Consider the following 14,930-nt stretch of genomic DNA (forward strand, 5'->3'; position numbering starts at 1 on the left):
GTACGGGTACGGACACGCCACAGCGTCGCTCAAGCCAGTGAGCCAGCCAGCTAACCCCTTGGCGTGTTTTATGTAATGGGCGACGCTCTTGCCAGTGTGGAAAGCGTAACCGCTCACGCTCCACCGCTACAGTGTTGAGCTCATTACCATCGGTGCCGATGGCGTGTGTTCTTGCCCGCGTCTCGACCACAAATACCCCGTGGGGTGTGACTACCACGTGATCAATCGTGAAACTATCGGTGGGCACATCATGAAACACATAGTAAGGGTGCGCATCAGGGCGGACCAGGCGCTCCAGCTCTTGGCCAACGGCAAGCTCGCAGGCTAAACCTAGCTTGAGTCGCCGGATACGCTGATAGTCGCGGACCAGCAGCAAGGAAAATGTCAGCACAAGTAAGGTGCTGAGTAGGCCATACAGTGCCCACTCGACCCAATCCTGCTTGTCAACAAACAGCATGCGCCCCATTCCGTAAACAAGCGGGGCGAGGCTGATAATGGGGCCTAATGCGGCGTTTAAAAATAGGCTGGAAAACGCTTGGTCAAGGCGGTAGCGCAGTGCTTGGCCCGGTTCATGAAGCGGAGCATTGAAGGGGGAGTGAACGCGAGCATCGTGCAGGCTGCGCAGCGCAAGGACAATGCTGGCCATTGCCGCCATGGGGAATAGAAAAATCAGGGGTAGCAAGTATTCCAGCCAAGCCATTGCAGTGCCTTGCTTTATAGCGACTTACCCGCAGGTAAGTCAGGGTGGTGTAGAGGCCTAACCTCCAGCGAGTTTAACCTGGTAGCCGAGTGCGCTTAACGCTTGATGCAGGGTATCGCGGTGGTCGCCTTGAATTTCAATAATACCCTCTTTAACGGCTCCCCCCGTTCCGCAGCGCTTTTTAAGCGTTTTGGCCAAGGTTTTAAGCTCTTCGCTAGGCAGGGGAATGCCACTAATGGTGGTAACGCCTTTGCCTTTCCGACCACTCGTTTCACGGCGAATGCGCACCACGCCATCAAGTGCCGCCAGTCGCTGCTGTTCGCTCAGCTCATCGCATTGGCAGGCATCAAGTGGTTCCCTGCAGGTGGGGCAGGTTTTGCCATGTTCAGTGGAGTAAACCAGCCCGCCGAGCTGGTCACGTAAAGAGGGCATTATCATCCTCCCATTGAGTGTTGAGGCACAGGGGTTTGCCAATACTCACGCGTGAGTCGCTCCACCACGGCAGGCAACTGATACATATTGCTGATCATGATAGCGTTCTCAGGCGTTGTCTCGGCATCAGGAAAACGGTTTAAGTGAATCACCGTCATTCCCGCTTGAAGCGCCGCACGCACACCGACCAAGGCATCGTCTATAGCAATGCAGTCACGCGCTGAATAGCCCATGATACTCGCTGCGTGTAAATGTAAACAGGGTTCGGGCTTCCAGCAATTGGCGGTATAGCCACTGAAAAAGCGTTTGCCAAAATAGTGACTAAGTCCTGTCGCCTCTAAAGCCGTGCGAATTTTGCTTTCAGGCCCATTAGACACCACGGCACTGGGATAAGCGGCCAAAATATCCAGCGCTTCGTGGGCGCCAGGTATCGTCGTTAACTCCTGAGCAAGCCGTGTAGCTAAATTGGCCCGCATAGAGATTTCCATGTGTTCAAGCTGGACAGGATCAACGTCACCATGGCGTTGTTGCAGTTCAGCCACGATACGTCGAAAGCGCGCCCCACGAAATTCGCCTAGATAATCAGTAACAGCGAAAGGCAGGCCTACTGAATTAAGTCCGGCGGCCATCTCTTCGGCCAGTAGCGGCTCGCTATCGACGAGGGTGCCATCACAGTCAAACAGCAAAAGTGGGAGCGGCATTGCGGTTCCTTGCAGCGGCTCAAGCGCTGCCAGTGTTAGTTGAAGCCATCCATACTGCTATTGAACGGGATTTTACGCCATTTGTGAACACTGTTTTGTAATTTTTTGCTTGCTTGCACGTTACTCTTGAGCCAGCTTAAACAGCTACGCTCATTTTGGCGGCCGCTGGTGTATGTCATTTAGGCTTCAGGACACGCTGTAGCGCTAGCGTTAGAAACAGCCAAGCTGCGCTGAAGAGATAGTAGGGATACACTATTCTGTTATAACCACAACATGGAGAACACCCAATGCGACTAGCCCCTTGGTTTCTACCCTTTGCACTCAGCGCTGCGTTGCTAACGACGACTGGTTATGTGCTTGCTGATAATCATGACGCAGAGGGCGAACAGCACGAGCCTCTGGATGATGAGGCACTAGAAGAGGAGTACGGTATTAAAGCGGGGTCGGTAAAACGCGATGAAGAGACGTCCTCTAGCGATTCCGATGGCACTGATGAGCAGGCACGCGCTCGTGAAGAAGAGGAGGAGGAAGAGAAGGGCGAAGAAGTCGCCACCAGCGCGGGTGAAGCTGATGTAGAGCTAGAGCCTGGCAAGAGTGAAGAGCGCAACCCAGAGGCTGGCACAGGCGGTACGGGGAGTCCTGACGATGCTATCCATAGCAGCGAAGAAGAGAATAGTGAGGATGATGAAGAGGGCACCGACGATAATGAGTAGCGTCAGTGCCCCAGCGCTACTTGGCGAGTCGCCGCGAGTTAGCGCTACTACGCTGATGGTAGGGTTTCATCGTACGCTGGCTGGTAACCCACCAGGGGGCTTGCTGCCCGCTCATTGAATTGAGCAGCGCTTTTTGCATGACGAGGCCAGCTTCCATGCTGGCCTCGAGTTTTTCGGTGACCATGCGCTGATTTTCTTGCATCATTTTAGGACTGAAAAACGGCTGTGTTTGCCATAAATGATTTCGCATAGTGATCGTCGACAAAGACGTCGACCATAGCTCGAAGGCCATGATGCCGACTTTCCATATATCGAACATTGCTACCGGAGTAGTGGGCAGTAGGGACAGGGGAGTCGTCAATTTCATAAGTGTTGTGGCCTCCTTCCTTGCTGGAACACGAAACGTCGTGGCCTCATTACCAGTGTTAAGGTATCAATGCTGCATTGCAACATCTATTTCGTTAGCCATAACCTGTGTTATATAAAAAGAGCGGCCAAAAAAAGACGACCCGAAGGTCGTCTTTTTCGAGGCGTATCAGCTACCCGTTTATTTTACCTTAGGCGCCAGCTCGCCACGCTCATAGCGCAGGAACATCTCTTCCAGGTTGATTGGCTTAATCTTACTGGCGTTGCCCGCCGTACCAAAGGCTTCGTAGCGAGCGATACACAGATCACGCATGGCGGTAACGGTCTCTTTCAAGAACTTACGCGGATCGAATTCAGACGGGTTCTCCGCCAGGAAGCGACGCACTGCCCCGGTAGAGGCTAAGCGCAGGTCGGTATCAATGTTGACCTTGCGCACGCCGTGCTTAATACCCTCAACGATCTCTTCGACGGGAACACCGTAAGTTTCAGGGATCTCTCCGCCGTACTGGTTGATCACTTCGAGCCACTCCTGGGGCACAGAGGAGGAGCCGTGCATGACCAAGTGAGTATCTGGAATCCGTGCGTGGATCTCTTTAATACGCTGGATGGAGAGCGTGTCGCCGGTCGGTGGCTGGGTGAATTTGTAAGCACCGTGGCTAGTGCCAATGGCAATCGCCAGCGCGTCTACGTGGGTCGCTTTAACAAATTCAGCGGCTTCTTCCGGGTCCGTTAGCAGCTGCTCCATATCCAGCTTGCCTTCCGCACCGATACCGTCTTCTTCGCCGGCCATGCCGGTTTCCAGGCTGCCCAGGCAGCCCAGCTCGCCTTCTACGGAAACGCCGCAGGCGTGCGCCATTTCCACCGCGCGGCGGGTAACATTGACGTTATAGTCGTAGTCGGTGGGCGTTTTACCATCTTCGCCCAGCGAGCCATCCATCATGACCGAGGAGAAGCCGAGCTGAATAGAGCGCTGGCAGACCGCCGGGCTAGTGCCGTGATCCTGATGCATCACCACAGGGATATGCGGAAACTCTTCGACGGCTGCCAAAATCAGATGGCGCAGGAAAGGCGCACCCGCATACTTGCGCGCGCCCGCAGAAGCTTGCACGATGACGGGCGAGTCAGTGGCATCAGCGGCTTCCATAATGGCGCGCATTTGCTCAAGGTTATTGACGTTGAACGCCGGAATGCCGTAACCGTATTCGGCGGCGTGGTCGAGCATTTGGCGCATGCTGATCAGAGCCATAAAATTATCTTACCTGTTTGCGTTGTCAATTGGGTTATCTGAACGAGCACCATAAGCGCCCAGGTTCAAGTTGCTTTATGTTAGCTGCGTTTGGCCGCTGCTTCGAGTGCTGCCACGGCTGGCAACTGCTTGCCTTCGACATACTCAAGAAAGGCGCCGCCGCCGGTGGAAATGTACGAGACGCGATCCGCAATGGCGTATTTATCAATGGCCGCTAGGGTATCGCCGCCACCGGCAATAGAAAAGCCCGCGCTATCGGCGATGGCCTGGGCGATCACCTGGGTGCCTTTACCAAACTGATCGATTTCAAAGACGCCGACGGGGCCGTTCCATAGGATGGTGCCAGCGTCTTTGAGCATGCTCGCCAAATGAGCGGCGGTATCTGGGCCGATATCCAAAATCATCTCGTTGTCAGCCACCTGATCCACGGGCTTGACTACCGCTTTGGCCGATTCAGAAAACTCGGTGGCGACGACCACATCGGTCGGGAGCGGAATTGACACCTTCTCCATCAGCGCTTTCGCCTGGCCCACCAAATCGGCCTCATGGAGTGATTTGCCGACATTGTAGCCTGCAGCGGCAATAAAGGTGTTGGCGATACCGCCGCCGACAATCAATTGATCGCATTTTTCCGCCAGCGCGGTGAGTACATCCAGCTTGGTAGAGACCTTCGAGCCACCGACGATGGCGGCCATGGGCCGGGCCGGATGCGCCAGTGCTTTTTCAAGCGCATCCAGCTCCTGGGCAAGCAAAGGCCCCGCGCAGGCGCTAGGGGCAAAGCGCGCCACGCCATGGGTGGAGGCTTGGGCGCGGTGGGCGGTGCCAAACGCATCCATCACAAAGATATCGCACAGCGCGGCGTACTGTTTTGCCAGCTGTTCATCGTCTTTTTTCTCGCCGCTATTAAAGCGCACGTTTTCCAGCAGCACCACGTCGCCGTTGGCAAGCTCAAGGGTTTCGCCAAGATATGCTTTGACCAGCGGTACTGGGCGGCCTAATAGCTCACCTAAATGTTCCGCCACCGGCGCGAGGGAAAACTCCTCGGCGGGTTCGCCTTCGGTGGGACGGCCCAAGTGGCTCATCAACATCACTTTGGCCCCAGCCTTCACGGCTGCCTGAATCGTCGGCAGCGCGGCCCGCAGGCGGGCGTCGCTGGAAACGCGGCCATGTTTGATGGGCACATTCAAGTCTTCACGGATCAGCACGCGTTGTCCTTCCAAGGGAAGGTCAGTCATCTTCTTCACGTTCATGTGAGCGGTTTCCTCGTGTTTAGGCCGTTGAACTAAATATAAACAGCTAATGCAAACAGGTTACGTCTGTGCCGAAAGGCTGGCCAGCCGCTGGCTAATATCGAGCATACGGTTAGCGAACCCCCACTCGTTATCAAACCAGCACAGCAGTTTGATAAGGCGCTTGCCAGCCACCCGGGTTTGGGTAGCGTCCAGAATGCCTGAACGCGGGTCGTGATTAAAATCAACCGATGCCATAGGGGCTTCAGTATAGCCAAGCACGCCCTTTAAACGCTGCTGACTGGCAGCCAGCAGCAGCGCATTCACATCGTCTCGGTGGGTGTCGCGGCTAACCGTGAGCGCTACGTCCATGGCAGAGACATTGATAGTCGGTACGCGTACGTGTAGGCACTCAAAGCGGCCTGCAAGATGGGGCATCAAGCGGCTAATGCCGAGCGCCAGACCGGTATCCACTGGCACTATGGAGTGCATCGCTGAGCGGGTAAGGCGCAGGTCGGTCTGGTGATAGGCATCGATCACTGGCTGGTCGTTCATCGCCGAATGAATCGTCGTGGTGACACCATGTTCAAGACCGAGAGCTTCATCCAGAACGGTCAGCAGCGGCACAAGGCAGTTGGTAGTACAGGAAGCGGCAGAGAGAACGCGCTGGGACAGCGCTAGCTTGTCCTCATTAATGCCCCACACAATGGTGGCATCGACATCGTTTTCCGCTGGCTGGGAAAAAAGTAGCCGCTTAGCGCCAGCCTCTAGGTGTAGCTCAGCGGTGGCGCGATCTTTAAAGCTTCCTGAACACTCCAGTACCAGATCCACATTAAGCGCCTTCCAGGGCAGCTTGCGTGGATCTTGTTCGCAGAGTACCTGGATGCGCTGGCCGTTGACGATAAGGGCCTGGCCGTCGTTATCGACGTCACCGGGAAAGCGACCATGGGTCGTGTCGTAACGGGTCAGGTAAGTGATCGTCGCAAGGTCAGACAACTCATTAATGGCGACCACTTCAAGTTCGGGGTGGTACCGCTCAACGAGCGCCCGCAGCACGCATTGGCCAATGCGCCCGTAACCGTTAATGGCGATGCGATAGCTGGAAGCTGAATTAGCCATGCAGAAGGGTGGCTCTTAAAAGTGAATCGACAATGATCTAAATAGGCTAGAACTCGTTGCGATGATAACGTATTTCAGCGGGCGACTGTTATCGGCTAACTGCGCCTATCAGCTGGCCATGCCTATCAATCGCCAGGCAAGTGGCAGCAGTACCGCGGTGAATATACCCGTGAGGCTCATGCCCAGTGACGCGAAAGCGCCGGCCGTGGGGCTGATCTCAAACGCTCTTACCGTGCCAATGGCATGGCCGTTAAGCCCCAGGGCAAAACCGATCAAGCGGTCATCCTCAATATGTAGCCAACGCGCCGCTAGGCTAACACAGGGAATCGTTATCACACCGGTCACCAGCAGTGCGCCCAACAGTAGTGCCGTGGTGCCGCCCAGCTGCTCGGTAATGCCAATGGCGATAGGTGCGGTCACCGATTTGGCGGCAATGGAAGCGAGTATGGTATCCGTACTGCCCAGTAACCAAGCAATGGCCAGCGAGTAGCAAGCCGCCAATGTGGCGGCGATGGGTAAACAAATCGCCAAAGGTCGCCATAGCTCAACGATGCGCGGCAACTGTTGATAAAGCGGCATCCCCAGCGCCACCGTGGCGGGCCCCAATAGCACCGTTAGCCAAGTGGCACCCTGCTGGTAGGTGGCGTAGGGCAGCCCTATCAGCGCTAACGCCCCCGCCAGCAGCAGCGCCGCAATCAAAATGGCGGGTAGCCAAGCAGGGCGCTTTAAACGTTGGAATAGACCACTACCCAGCAAATAAGCGGCGAGCGTTAAGCCCACCGCAAATAGCGGGGTAGTGGTTAACAGTTCGAGTAGCGGTGTATTAGCGTGCATGGGGCTGCCCGATTAGGCGTTTGAGCAGCCAAAGCGTCGTCGTCACGCTGAGTAACGTGCCCACCACTAAGGCAATAAGAATGGCGCTCCACTGGCCAGCCAGCTCACCGATGATGAAAAACACCCCCACAACGCCGGGCATAATCAGCATGGCCAGTAGTGCAATGAGCGGCTGGGCGGCTGCGGCAATACTGCTCGGGACACGACCACGCACAGCGAGCGTTGCGCAGAGCAGCAGCATGCCGATCACGCCTGACGAGATCGGCAGACCGGTGAAGTGGATCACCACTTCACCGATCAGCCAGTAGCTAATCAGCCATAGAAAGCCACTGAGCGCGGGCATGGCTTAGCCGAGTAGTTCGTTGGCTTGCTTGACCACATTCTCGACGGTAAAGCCGAAGTGCTTGAACAGATCCCCCGCCGGGGCGGATTCGCCGTAGGTGGTCATGCCGATCACGCGGCCTTCCAGGCCCACATACTTGTACCAGTAGTCGGCGTGGGCGGCTTCGATGGCGATACGCTTGGTGACCGCTTTGGGCAGTACACTTTCGCGGTACTCCGCGTCCTGGCCGTTAAAGCGGTAGGCTGACGGCATCGAGACTACCCGCACCGCTTTGCCCTGCTGCTCAAGCTCGGCGGCGGCGTCCATCGCCAGGGCGACTTCTGAACCGGTGGCAATCAGAATCAGCTCGGGCGTCCCTTCGCTATCTTTCAGGACATACGCCCCGTTTTGAATCGATGCCAGCTGCGCTTTGGTGCGCTGCTGATGGGGCAGATTCTGGCGAGAGAGTACCAACGCCGTGGGGCCCGAGTGACGCTTAATGGCCGCATCCCAGGAGGCTGCTGTTTCCACCGCATCACAAGGGCGCCAGGTATTGAGGTTAGGCGTGGTGCGCAGGCTGGTCAGTTGCTCGATAGGCTGGTGAGTCGGCCCATCTTCCCCCAAGCCAATGGAGTCGTGGGTAAATACGTAAATCACCTGCTGGCCCATCAACGACGCCATACGGATCGAGTTACGCATGTACTCCATAAAGATCAGGAAGGTCGCGCCGTAAGGCACCAGGCCGCCGTGCAGGGCGATGCCGTTCATAACCGCCCCCATGCCAAACTCACGCACACCGTAGTGCAGGTAGTTGCCGCTGGCATCTTCCGGGGTGATCGCTTTGGCGCCTTTCCAGAAGGTCAGGTTAGACGGCGCCAGATCGGCACTGCCGCCCAGCAGTTCCGGCATTTGCGGGCCAATGGCATTTAACACTTCAAAGGAGGCTTTACGCGAGGCAATGGTCTCGCCGCGCTCTTGGGCCTGCTCAATCAAGGCTTCGGTGGGCAGTTCCGTCGGCAGCTGGCGCTTCATGCGGCGGGTAAATTCCCGCGCTTCCGTGGGGAAGGCCTCTGCGTAGCGAGCAAAGCGCTCCTCCCACTTCTGCTGGGCTGCTTTGCCAGCGTTGCGGGCATCCCAGGCCGAGTAAATCGGCTCGGGGATATGGAAGGGCGCGTGGGGCCAGTCGAGCTGGGTGCGTGCCAGCGCCACTTCGTCATCGCCTAGGGGCGCACCGTGGGCGTCCTCTTTGCCCTGCTTGTTGGGCGCACCAAAGCCGATAATGGTTTTGCAGATAATCAGGCTCGGCTTATCGTCGTGGCTCTTGGCCAGCTCAATAGCGGCTTTCACCTCTTCAGGCTTGTGGCCATCCACATTGGGCACCACGTGCCAGCCGTAAGCTTCAAAGCGCTTGGCGGTATCGTCGGTAAACCAGCCTTCCACTTCGCCATCGATAGAGATGCCGTTATCGTCGTATACAGTGATCAGCTTACCCAACTGCTGGGTACCGGCCAGGGAGGCGGCTTCGTGGGAGATACCTTCCATTAAGCAGCCGTCACCTACAAAGCACCATGTGTGATGGTCAACGATGGTGTGGCCGGGGCGGTTGAACTGCGCCGCCATGGTTTTTTCCGCGATGGCAAAGCCCACGGCATTGGCAAAACCCTGACCCAGTGGGCCAGTGGTGGTTTCAATGCCGGGCGCGTAGCCGAATTCCGGGTGGCCCGCGGTGGGCGAATGCAGCTGGCGGAAATTCTGCAGCTGTTCCAGGCTTAGCTCGTAACCACTGAGGTGGAGCAGCGAGTAAAGCAGCATGGAGCCGTGACCATTGGAGAGCACAAAGCGGTCACGATCGGCCCACTTGGGGTCTTCGGGATTGTGCTTGAGGTAGTCATTCCATAGCACCTCGGCGATATCAGCCATTCCCATGGGGGCGCCAGGGTGGCCGGACTTGGCCTTCTGAACGGCATCCATGGAGAGGGCGCGAATGGCATTGGCTAGCTCAAAACGGGACGGCATGGGGGTGCTCCTCGCCTGAAAACAGAAATTATAAAGGCGCTATTGTCGCTGACTTCCCATGTTGCGGCAAATGTGACAGCAAATTCTAGGAATCACGTTCTGGGAAGCATCGCCGACAGCGTGTAGACTCTGCCTCCCGAAGTGATGAAGAACGTCATTACTTCGCTAATATGGGCAGGGGACACCTGCCATGATTTCCTGCTGATGCTGTGGGTTACCTACAGCCGTCATACAGAGGGTAGAGTGCGCGATGAGCGAATATTCCCTGTTTACCTCCGAGTCCGTCTCCGAAGGTCATCCCGATAAGATTGCCGATCAGATTTCTGACGCGGTGCTAGATGCCATTATCGCCCGCGATAAACAGGCGCGTGTTGCCTGTGAAACCATGGTGAAAACCGGGGTGGCGATCATTGCGGGTGAAATTACCACCTCCGCCTGGGTCGATTTAGAAACCCTCGTGCGTGATGTGATTATCAGCATTGGCTATAACTCGTCCGACGTGGGCTTTGATGGCGCGACCTGCGGCGTGGTTAACCTGATCGGTAAGCAGAGTGTCGAGATTGCCCAAGGCGTTGACCGCAGCAAACCGGAAGATCAGGGCGCTGGCGACCAGGGCCTGATGTTCGGCTATGCGACCAACGAAACCGATTCGTTTATGCCGGCACCGATCCACTACTCGCACCGTTTAGTCGAGCGTCAGGCCGAACTGCGTAAAAATGGCCTACTGCCATGGCTGCGCCCGGATGCCAAAAGCCAGGTGACCTTCCGCTATAACGCCGAAGGCCAGCCCTGTGGTGTCGACGCCATTGTTCTTTCTACCCAGCACGATCCTGACATTGATCAAGAAGACCTGCGCAAAATGATCAAGCGCGAGATCATTGAGCAGGTGATCCCCGCTGAGTGGTTGGATGAGAGTACCCAGTACCATATCAACCCGACCGGCAAATTCGTGATTGGCGGCCCGGTGGGCGACTGTGGACTGACCGGTCGTAAGATCATTGTCGACACCTACGGCGGCATGGCGCGCCACGGCGGTGGTGCATTTTCGGGCAAAGACCCCTCTAAAGTTGACCGCAGCGCCGCCTATGCCGGCCGCTACGTGGCCAAGAACGTGGTGGCCTCAGGCCTGGCAGACAAGTGCGAGATTCAGGTCTCCTACGCGATTGGCGTGGCCGAGCCGACCTCGGTCTCCATCGACACCTTCGGCACCGGTAAGGTTGACGATGCCAGGATCGTTGCGCTGGTTCGCGAGCACTTTGACCTGCGCCCCTACGCGATCACCAAAATGCTTGATCTGCTGCACCCGATGTATCAGCTCACCGCCGCTTATGGCCACTTTGGTCGGGTGCCGTTTGAGCACAGCTACACTTGGAGCGACGATAAAGGCCAATCGCATACCGAAACCTTTACCGCCTTCCCGTGGGAAAAGATTGATAAGGCTGATGCGCTGCGCAAGGCCGCCGGTTTGTAAGAGATTTGCTATTCCGTTTGTAAGCAATGTATGAAATTGCCCCTTTGGCTCTGGCCGGGGGCTTTTTTTGTGCCCTGTATCAGCACTCTGCGCTAGGCTGAGTTTGTTGGCTAATTATTTTTTGTGGAGGCGAGAGATGACGAGAGGCGTCGTTGGGTGGGTATTCGCTGGCCTTATCGGGCTTGTCACTTTTTCCGCACAGGCTGCCGAATGCCCTGATTGGTCGCAAGAGCGTTTAAGCCGTGAAAGCCAGGCGCTTGCGGAACATGTTGAATATTGGGATATCGCTTACCATCAAGAAGGCGTTGCGTTGATCGACGATGCTCTCTACGACCAAGCCGTGGAGCGACTAGCCAACTGGCAGCGCTGTTTAGGCGCAGAACCGGATCATCGCCCGCTGACGCGGGTGACCAGCAGTAGCGGCACCCTAGAGCACCCAGCGGCCCAGCGCGGTCTCAATAAAGCCGATGACGATGGCGTCAGGCGCTTTACCAGTCGCCGCGAAGACCTGTGGATCCAACCCAAAGTGGACGGCGTAGCGGTGACGCTGCGCTATGCCGATGGTGAGCTGGTCGAAGCTGTTAGCCGTGGCGATGGCGAAAGAGGGCAAGACTGGACAGCCCGTGCCCGACAGTTGCCTGCCGTTCCCAATACGCTACCCGAGCCGATTTCTGCGCTACTCCAAGGCGAGTTGTATTGGCGCTTGGAAGCACACGTTCAGTCGCGCTCACCCTCTTCGGGTGCCCGAGGCGCCGTGGCAGGCGCCATGGCGCAGTCTTCGCCTGAAGCGACCACCCTTGAGCGTATTGGCCTGTTTGTGTGGGGCTGGCCTGACGGCCCGACCGACATGGAAAGCCGCTTAGCCCAACTGAGTGCGCTGGGCTTTGATAGCGCCGACTACACCTATCCCTTGGATGATCGCCGTGATGCCGCCTACTGGCGCGATACCTGGTTCAACGGCCCGCTGCCGTTTGCCACTGACGGCGTGGTGATTAAACAAGCCGAGCGCCCTGGCGTGCGCCGCTGGTCTTCGTCACCACCGGAGTGGGCCATTGCCTGGAAATACCCTGCCCAGCAGGCGCTGGCGGAGGTGCGCGGCATTGAGTTTCGCGTTGGGCGCACCGGGCGCGTAACGCCGCTGGTATGGCTCAATCCCGTACTGTTAGAAGGGCGGCGCATTAGCCGCGTTTCACTGGGCTCCTTGGATCGCTGGGAATCACTGGATGTCCGCCCCGGAGACCAAGTGGCGATTTCGCTAGCGGGGCTAACGATTCCCCAGCTAAGCGAGGTGGTGTGGCATACCCAGGAGCGCTCGCCACTGACTCCCCCGTCACCGCAGCGCTACCACCTGCTGAGCTGTTTTGAATTAACCCCCGGCTGCGAAAGCCAACTGCTATCGCGGCTTACCTACCTGGGCGAGCAGCTAGGCATGCAGGGTATCGGTGAAGGTACTTGGCAAGCGCTGATGGAGGCGGGCGTCGTCACGCAGTTACTCGACTGGCTGAACGTTGAGCCACGCCAGTTGCGCGAGGCCTACGGCATTGGCGAGGCCACTGCCGCCTCGCTCACTGAGCAATTTCAAGCAGCCCGTGGTCAACCATTTGCAGCTTGGCTAAGTGCGCTGGGCGCGCCGCCGGGCAGTGACGCGGCTCGCGGGGATTGGTATGAGTTAGCAGGCTATCGGCGCGAACAGTGGCAAGCCGTGCCAGGCGTTGGCCCTGTGCGTGCTGACGCGCTGGTCGCATTTTTCAGTCACCCGGAAATGCAGCGCATGGCTGCACAGCTTAACCAAGCGGGTGTTGCCGGCTTTTAGCCCAACCCGGTGAGGCGCAGCATTAAACCGAGATAGAGTGGAATCAGCAGTGGCGCAAGCAGCGTGGTGACCAGCACCGCTAACGCGCCTTTTTGTGGCTGAATACCCAGTTCCATCGCCACCACCACCACATTAGCAGCCATGGGCACCACGCCTATCAACAGCAGCGCTAGGGCTAACTCTGTGGAAAGTGGCGTGACCCACTGCAGTATTAACACGGCCACTAGCATGACCAATGGCCACATCAGATAGCGTAGCCCTAAACAGGCGGCTACAAAGCGCGTATCCCAGGCGGAAAGCGTCACTTGGCTCAGCGTCATACCAATAATCATCATACCCAGCAGGGTATAGGTGGCAGGGAACACTTGCAGTGAGCTCATGACCGCGGCGGGTAGGGCGACGTCAAGGGTGCTAAGCAGTAACGCTAACAGGAAGGCGTAGATAAGCGGTAAGCGCGAAATTTTGATCAGGCTTTCGCGCACCGAAAAACGCCCGCGTGCGCTGAGATAAAAGCCCACGGTAAATTCGTAGATATTAATCCCCAGCATACAGAACAGGTAAAGGGTGACACCTTCGGGGGGCAGCAAGATCAACGCAATCGGTAAACCAAAATAGCCGGTATTGCCCGTTCCTGAAGAGAACGCCAGCAGAGCGGCTTCCTGTTCACCAAAACGGTGGCGTGTGATGCGTTGCACCACCAGCGCCATTAGGCTCGCCAGCATAAATAGCGCTAATGTGAGTAACAGGTAGCTAGGGGTTGGGCCACCGTTCATCAGCGCGCGAAAAATCGTAAAGGGGGCAATGAGGTACACCAGCAGCGTCGCAATCGGGCGGGGATCTATTTTTAACCGTTGTGCGGCTATCCAGCCTAGCCCGACATACCCCAATAACATCAGCAGTGGCCCCATTAAGGCGCTGGGTGCTAAATCCATGATGGCTCCCGGTAAAATGATATGAACGGCTAACATGAGCCGAATTAAAGGCCAAGCGTGGAATCTTTCATTAGCCCCAGCGCGATGGAACAGCGAGAATACCGCAAAATATCACCACTATTAATCACTAATAAGGAAGTCCCATGAGCAGCCACGAGCATCCGCTAGGTATCAGCTTTGAATTCTTTCCGCCCAATACCGATGCTGGGCGCGACAAGCTGATCTACGTTCGCGATGAGCTGGCCGCCCGCAATCCGCGCTTTTTTTCGGTGACTTACGGTGCTGGCGGGTCTACCCAGGCGCGTACCCGCCAGGTGGTGCGCGAGGTCAGTGAGAGCGGCATCACGACCGCCCCGCACCTTTCCTGCATCGGCAGTGAAAAAGCCCAACTGCGTGATCTGCTGGCGCAGTACCGCGAGGAGGGCGTGGATAGCTTGGTCGCGCTGCGTGGTGACATGCCCTCAGGTATGGGAAGCATTGGCGAACTGCGTTATGCCAATGAACTGGTTGAGTTTATTCGCGCAGAAACCGGCGATCATTTCGATATTGCGGTGGCGGCCTATCCTGAATCGCATCCACAGGCGCCCAACCTTGATAAGGATGTGGAAAACTTTGCGCGTAAAATGAAGGCGGGGGCCAATATGGCCATTACCCAGTATTTCTTTACCGCCGATGCCTATTTTAACTTCGTCGATAAAGCCCGCGCGCTGGGCGTCGAGCAGCCGATTATTCCCGGCATCATGCCGATTACCAACTACACCAAGCTGGCGCGTTTTTCTGACGCCTGCGGTGCCGAGATACCACGCTGGATTCGCAAACAGTTAGAGTCCTATGGCGACGACAGCGAAGCCATTGCTGCCTTTGGCACCGATGTGGTGAGCCGTCTTTGCCAGCGATTGCTGGATGGCGGCGCGCCAGGCCTGCACTTCTACACGCTTAACCAAGCGGCGCCGGTGCTGAAAATCGTCGATAACCTGACCGATTAACCAAGCCTCTTTTCTTTGCCTACCTTGCGCTCATTAAAAACCCCGCTCAA

General features: G+C 56.9%; 15 protein-coding genes. 4 read left to right on the forward strand and 11 right to left on the reverse strand.

What is annotated here, in order from left to right:
• From U738_RS00005 to U738_RS00015, 3 genes are all read right to left on the reverse strand, one after another.
• Positions 1-700, reverse strand: a 700-nt coding sequence (locus U738_RS00005; RefSeq protein WP_035576419.1) for a nuclease-related domain-containing protein, incomplete at its 3' end; no start/stop codon positions are given.
• A 57-nt stretch (positions 701-757) separates the two neighbouring features.
• Positions 758-1,132, reverse strand: coding sequence for a translation initiation factor Sui1 (locus U738_RS00010; RefSeq protein ID WP_035576420.1), 375 nt, complete (start codon positions 1,130-1,132; stop codon positions 758-760).
• A gap of 2 nt (positions 1,133-1,134) precedes the next feature.
• Positions 1,135-1,833, reverse strand: a complete 699-nt coding sequence (locus tag U738_RS00015) for an HAD-IA family hydrolase (protein WP_035576421.1) — start codon at positions 1,831-1,833, stop codon at positions 1,135-1,137.
• Positions 1,834-2,120: 287 nt separating this feature from the next.
• Between U738_RS00015 and U738_RS00020 the strand changes: the two genes are divergently transcribed.
• Positions 2,121-2,546: a hypothetical protein gene (locus U738_RS00020; protein WP_035576422.1), complete on the forward strand. Its 426-nt coding sequence runs from the start codon at positions 2,121-2,123 to the stop codon at positions 2,544-2,546.
• 16 nt (positions 2,547-2,562) lie between these two features.
• On the opposite strand, the gene U738_RS00025 is transcribed toward U738_RS00020, so the two are convergent.
• From U738_RS00025 to tkt, 7 genes are all read right to left on the reverse strand, one after another.
• Positions 2,563-2,913: a hypothetical protein gene (locus tag U738_RS00025; RefSeq protein ID WP_035576423.1), complete on the reverse strand. Its 351-nt coding sequence runs from the start codon at positions 2,911-2,913 to the stop codon at positions 2,563-2,565.
• A 180-nt stretch (positions 2,914-3,093) separates the two neighbouring features.
• Positions 3,094-4,158 (reverse strand): class II fructose-bisphosphate aldolase, encoded by a 1,065-nt coding sequence (gene fba / locus U738_RS00030; RefSeq protein ID WP_035576424.1) that lies wholly within the window; start codon positions 4,156-4,158, stop codon positions 3,094-3,096.
• An 80-nt stretch (positions 4,159-4,238) separates the two neighbouring features.
• A complete protein-coding gene (locus U738_RS00035; RefSeq protein ID WP_035576425.1) occupies positions 4,239-5,408 on the reverse strand; it encodes a phosphoglycerate kinase in 1,170 nt (389 codons plus the stop codon).
• A gap of 60 nt (positions 5,409-5,468) precedes the next feature.
• Positions 5,469-6,506: a type I glyceraldehyde-3-phosphate dehydrogenase gene (locus U738_RS00040; protein WP_035576426.1), complete on the reverse strand. Its 1,038-nt coding sequence runs from the start codon at positions 6,504-6,506 to the stop codon at positions 5,469-5,471.
• 108 nt (positions 6,507-6,614) lie between these two features.
• A complete protein-coding gene (locus U738_RS00045; RefSeq protein WP_035576427.1) occupies positions 6,615-7,340 on the reverse strand; it encodes an LrgB family protein in 726 nt (241 codons plus the stop codon).
• Entirely contained in the window at positions 7,330-7,683 is a 354-nt protein-coding gene (locus U738_RS00050; protein ID WP_035576428.1) for a CidA/LrgA family protein, read from the reverse strand. Before U738_RS00050 ends, U738_RS00045 begins: the two co-directional genes overlap by 11 nt.
• A gap of 3 nt (positions 7,684-7,686) precedes the next feature.
• Positions 7,687-9,678: a transketolase gene (tkt, locus tag U738_RS00055; protein WP_035576429.1), complete on the reverse strand. Its 1,992-nt coding sequence runs from the start codon at positions 9,676-9,678 to the stop codon at positions 7,687-7,689.
• Positions 9,679-9,928: 250 nt separating this feature from the next.
• Between tkt and metK the strand changes: the two genes are divergently transcribed.
• Positions 9,929-11,149 carry a methionine adenosyltransferase gene (metK, locus tag U738_RS00060; protein ID WP_035576430.1) on the forward strand — a complete coding sequence of 407 codons (1,221 nt, stop codon included), beginning with the start codon at positions 9,929-9,931 and terminating at the stop codon, positions 11,147-11,149.
• Between the two features lie 136 nt (positions 11,150-11,285).
• Positions 11,286-12,962 carry an NAD-dependent DNA ligase LigB gene (ligB, locus tag U738_RS00065; RefSeq protein WP_035576431.1) on the forward strand — a complete coding sequence of 559 codons (1,677 nt, stop codon included), beginning with the start codon at positions 11,286-11,288 and terminating at the stop codon, positions 12,960-12,962.
• Here the strand turns inward: ligB and U738_RS00070 are convergent.
• On the reverse strand, positions 12,959-13,894 hold the full coding sequence (locus U738_RS00070) for an AEC family transporter (protein WP_035576432.1): 936 nt from the start codon (positions 13,892-13,894) through the stop codon (positions 12,959-12,961). The genes ligB and U738_RS00070 overlap by 4 nt on opposite strands.
• Before the next feature lie 143 nt (positions 13,895-14,037).
• Between U738_RS00070 and metF the strand changes: the two genes are divergently transcribed.
• Positions 14,038-14,880, forward strand: coding sequence for a methylenetetrahydrofolate reductase [NAD(P)H] (gene metF, locus U738_RS00075; RefSeq protein ID WP_035576433.1), 843 nt, complete (start codon positions 14,038-14,040; stop codon positions 14,878-14,880).
• The last annotated feature ends 50 nt before the right edge of the window (positions 14,881-14,930 follow it).

The sequence above is a fragment of the Halomonas sp. TG39a genome (assembly GCF_000744395.1).
GTDB lineage: Bacteria > Pseudomonadota > Gammaproteobacteria > Pseudomonadales > Halomonadaceae > Vreelandella > Vreelandella ventosae_B.